Here is a 3571-nt window from a genome sequence, read left to right as displayed (position 1 = left end):
TTCGAGCAGGGCTGGGGCGTTCCCATGGCGAACGATATCGCGTTCTGCCTGGGCATTCTCGCGCTGTTGGGAAGCCGCATCCCGGCGGGGCTGCGCTCGTTCCTCTCGACGCTCACCATCGCCGACGACATCATCGCCATCATGGTGATCGCCGTCTTCTACACCGCGAACCTCGACGTGGCGTGGCTGGCCGGGGGTTTGGGCCTGTTCGCCGTGCTCATCGTGTTCAACCGGCTGCACATCTACGATCTGCTGCCGTACCTCGTCGTGGGCCTGGGGATGTGGGCGTGCTTTCTCATGTCGGGCGTGCACGCCACCATCGCCGGCGTGCTGCTGGCGCTTGCCATCCCGGCGCGCTCGCAGGTGAAGCTCGACCGCGCTCCGAGCTGGTTCGCCGCCTGCGCCCGTCGCGCCGATGATCGCTACGACCCCGGCGAGCCCGACATCGTGCAGAAGGAGTACCTGTCCGAGGTGGCCGAGATCGGCCGCGTGTCGCGCTTGTCCATCCCGCCTATCACGCGCCTCGACCATCGCCTGCACATCCCCGTGTACTTCTTCATCCTGCCGCTGTTCGCGTTCTCGAACGCCAGCGTGGTGCTGACGGGCATGGATCCCTTGTCCATCGTCACGAACCCGGTGACCATCGGCGTGTTCTGCGGTCTGCTGTTCGGCAAGCCGCTGGGCATCTTCCTGGCCACGTGGCTCACCGTGAAGCTGAAGCTGTCCGATCTGCCGCAGGGCGTGAACTGGGGCCATATCGGAGGCGTGTCGGTTCTGGGCGGCGTGGGCTTCACCATGGCCATCTTCGTGACGAACCTCGCGTTCGTCGACCCGAACATGATCGCCATGGCGAAAGCGGCTATCCTGGCGGCATCGCTGATCGCCGGCATCGCGGGATTCTTCATCCTGCGCGCCGTGACCGACGAGGAAGATGAGGAGCCTATCCGTTGAGATGCCCTACGCTTCGCCTCCCGCTTTCGCGGCCGCCGCGGCCGGGGCGGGCAGCTCGGCGGTGCAGTGCGGGCAGCGGGTGGCGCCCTCGTTCACTTCCTCGAGGCAGAAGGGGCATTTCGGGGCATCCTGCTCTTCGATATGCTTGCCCCGGCGCGTCAGCATGCGCGCCCGGCTGAGGGCCTTCACGATGAGGAACACCACCAGCGCGATGATGAGGAACTGGATGACCGCGTTGATGAAGTTTCCGTAGGTGAACGCGGCCGCATCGGGCCCCGTGCCCAGGGGTATCTTCATGTCCGAGAAATCGATACCGCCCGTGACCAGCGAGATCAACGGCATGATGAGGTCGCTCACCACCGAGTTCACGATGGCCGTGAATGCCGTGCCGATGACCACCGCTACGGCCAGGTCCATGACGTTGCCCTGATTGATGAACTCCTTGAACTCCTCGAAGAACTTTTTCATAGTGTGCCTTTCTTGCGTGCTTGCGGGCGAGGATGCGTGCGTCCGCCGTCGGACAGGAATAGTGTAGAAGACGTCGTGCTAGAATGCGATGCGGGCGCGGAAATCGTTGACGATTCGGCGCGCCGGGAGCAAGGCGACGAAGGCGGGAGAGGCCACGATGACGAGAATCTTTTCATACACGCAACCGATCGAGGCCGACATCGTCGATGCGTATTGCGCGCTGCAGAAGGGTTTCACCGACCAGTTCGTCTACTATCGCAAAGACCGCCCCGTCCGCTTCATGGGCATGGGGCGCTGCATTGCGCTGCCTGCGCTCGACGGCATCGAATGCGAGCTCGAAGGCCCCGTCGGCCAGCAGCCCGTCTTCTTCTCGTTCAACCGTTTCGACGCCGAGAACCCGTCGCCGACCGACGAGCTGTTCGAGGCATTTCCCCGCTTGAAGTTCATGCTGCCCGAAGTGATCCTCGTCGAGGACGATCGCGGCGCGTATTTGCAGGTGAACTCGTTGAGCCCGGTCTATCCTGGCCGCATCGCGCGGTTCGCCCGCCAAGCCGCCGCTGCGCCGCGTCGCAACCGCCGTACCATCCCGTTCAAGCTGGAGCCCGACTCGCGTGACGCGTGGCGCGCGAACGTGGAAGCGGCGCTCGACGCCATCGGGCGGGGGCGCATCAGCAAGGTGGTGCTGTCGCGCCGCCAGCGCCTCGAGGCGCTGGAGCCGTTCTCGTCGAAGGACCTGTTGGTGAACCTCATCGACGGCTCGGCGCGCGGCACCGTGCTGCTGTACCGCTACGCCGACGTGTTCTTCTGCGGCTGCACGCCCGAGCTGCTGGTACGCAAGCGCGGCAACGAGGTGGAGAGCATGTGCCTGGCCGGCACGTGTCCCGCCGGCGCCACCGAGGAAGAGCGCGCGCGGTTGGCCGATGAGCTGATGGCCGACGCGAAGAACCGCGCCGAGCACGACTACGTGGTGCGGTTCATTCGAGAGGTGTTCAACCGCACATGCTACGACGTCGACGTGCCCGCCCAGCCGGGCATCCTGCCGCTCACCCACGTGCAGCACCTGTGCACGCCCGCCCGCGCGCGCATGTTGGAAGGCGTCGACCTGGGAACGATGAAGGACGATCTGCATCCCACGCCCGCCGTGGCGGGCACGCCGGTGGGCGAGGCGCAGATGCTGATCAGGAGCATCGAAGCGTACAACCGCGGGTTCTTCGCGGGCGCTTGCGGCTACGTGGACGGCGCGGGCGACGGCGAGTTCTCCGTGGCGCTGCGCACCGGCGTGTTCGACGGCGAGGTGGGCTGGGTGTACGCCGGCTGCGGCATCGTCGAGGGCAGCGTGGCCGACGACGAGTACGACGAAATCGGCATGAAGCTGAAGACGGTCCTGTCGGCGTTCGACGGGGAAGAGGTTCCGTCGGCTTGTCAGCCGACGGAACGAGTCGACGCTGCGGCTTCCCGCAGCACCCGATCTGTGGCCGCTGACGAAGACTCGCGTACCAAAGTATCCCCTGCGGGGACTTCCTGCGAGGCGCGCCACGCCCCCGCCATCGACCCCAGCTTGGGCACCGCGGAAACCCTCGCTGACGTTACGAACGACCGGCGACATACGAGTGACGGGGGTGCGCGATGAGGGCCGATCCTACAGCCAGCGCCCTGTTCCTGGGCGCGTTCTTCGACGAGCTGGAACGATGGGGCGTGCACGACGTGGTGGTCAGCCCCGGGTCGCGCTCGACGCCGCTGGCCATGACGGCCTACGAGCTGTCGCGCCGCTTCCCCGATCGTCTTCGGTTGTTCGTGGACGTGGACGAGCGCGGCGCCGCGTTCTTCGCATTGGGGCTGGCGAAGGCGAGTGGGCAACCGGCGGCCGTCATCTGCACATCCGGCACCGCGGTGGCGAACTACTACCCGGCCGTGTTGGAGGCCGAGTCGTCACGCGTGCCGCTCGTCGTGCTGACGGGCGACCGTCCGGCGCGACTGCAAGGCTTGGGCGCGCCGCAAACGTGCGACCAGTTGAACGCGTACGGCTCGCACGTGCGCGCGTTCCGCAACATGCCCGAGCCCGCTGCCGATGCGGCCGCCATCGCGTTCGCGCGCCAAGCTGCGCGCGAGGCGTGCATCGCCGCAGGCGGGGAGGGGGCCGGGCGCGCGACGG

Annotated in this window: 4 protein-coding genes; 3 read left to right on the top strand and 1 reads right to left on the bottom strand. The window is 66.6% G+C overall.

All coding sequences use genetic code 11. The features are described from left to right. Nucleotides 1–951: Na+/H+ antiporter NhaA (nhaA, locus tag ACMO6A_RS08165; RefSeq protein ID WP_418471066.1), on the top strand; the 951-nt coding region annotated here is incomplete at its 5' end. 6 nt (nucleotides 952–957) lie between these two features. On the opposite strand, the gene mscL is transcribed toward nhaA, so the two are convergent. After that, complete coding sequence (gene mscL / locus ACMO6A_RS08160) at nucleotides 958–1419, bottom strand: large conductance mechanosensitive channel protein MscL (protein WP_009305335.1); 462 nt, start codon at nucleotides 1417–1419, stop codon at nucleotides 958–960. A gap of 157 nt (nucleotides 1420–1576) precedes the next feature. Between mscL and ACMO6A_RS08155 the strand changes: the two genes are divergently transcribed. Both ACMO6A_RS08155 and ACMO6A_RS08150 read left to right on the top strand, forming a co-directional pair. Next, nucleotides 1577–3049 carry an isochorismate synthase gene (locus ACMO6A_RS08155; protein WP_009305334.1) on the top strand — a complete coding sequence of 491 codons (1473 nt, stop codon included), beginning with the start codon at nucleotides 1577–1579 and terminating at the stop codon, nucleotides 3047–3049. After that, nucleotides 3046–3571 (top strand): thiamine pyrophosphate-binding protein (locus tag ACMO6A_RS08150; RefSeq protein ID WP_418471065.1); only part of this gene is annotated, 526 nt, incomplete at its 3' end. The genes ACMO6A_RS08155 and ACMO6A_RS08150, both read left to right, overlap by 4 nt.

The sequence above is a fragment of the Eggerthella sp. genome, assembly GCF_048329335.1.
Taxonomy (GTDB): Bacteria; Actinomycetota; Coriobacteriia; order Coriobacteriales; family Eggerthellaceae; genus Eggerthella; species Eggerthella lenta.
The sequence above is the reverse complement of the archived record's forward strand: the minus strand, read 5'-3'. Positions and strand labels throughout refer to the sequence as shown.

Excerpts from the sequence above, each read along its gene's own strand:
- mscL (WP_009305335.1), bottom strand. The coding sequence starts at position 1,419 with ATGAAAAAGTTCTTCGAGGAGTTCAAGGAGTTCATCAATCAGGGCAAC.
- ACMO6A_RS08155 (WP_009305334.1), top strand. The coding sequence starts at position 1,577 with ATGACGAGAATCTTTTCATACACGCAACCGATCGAGGCCGACATCGTC.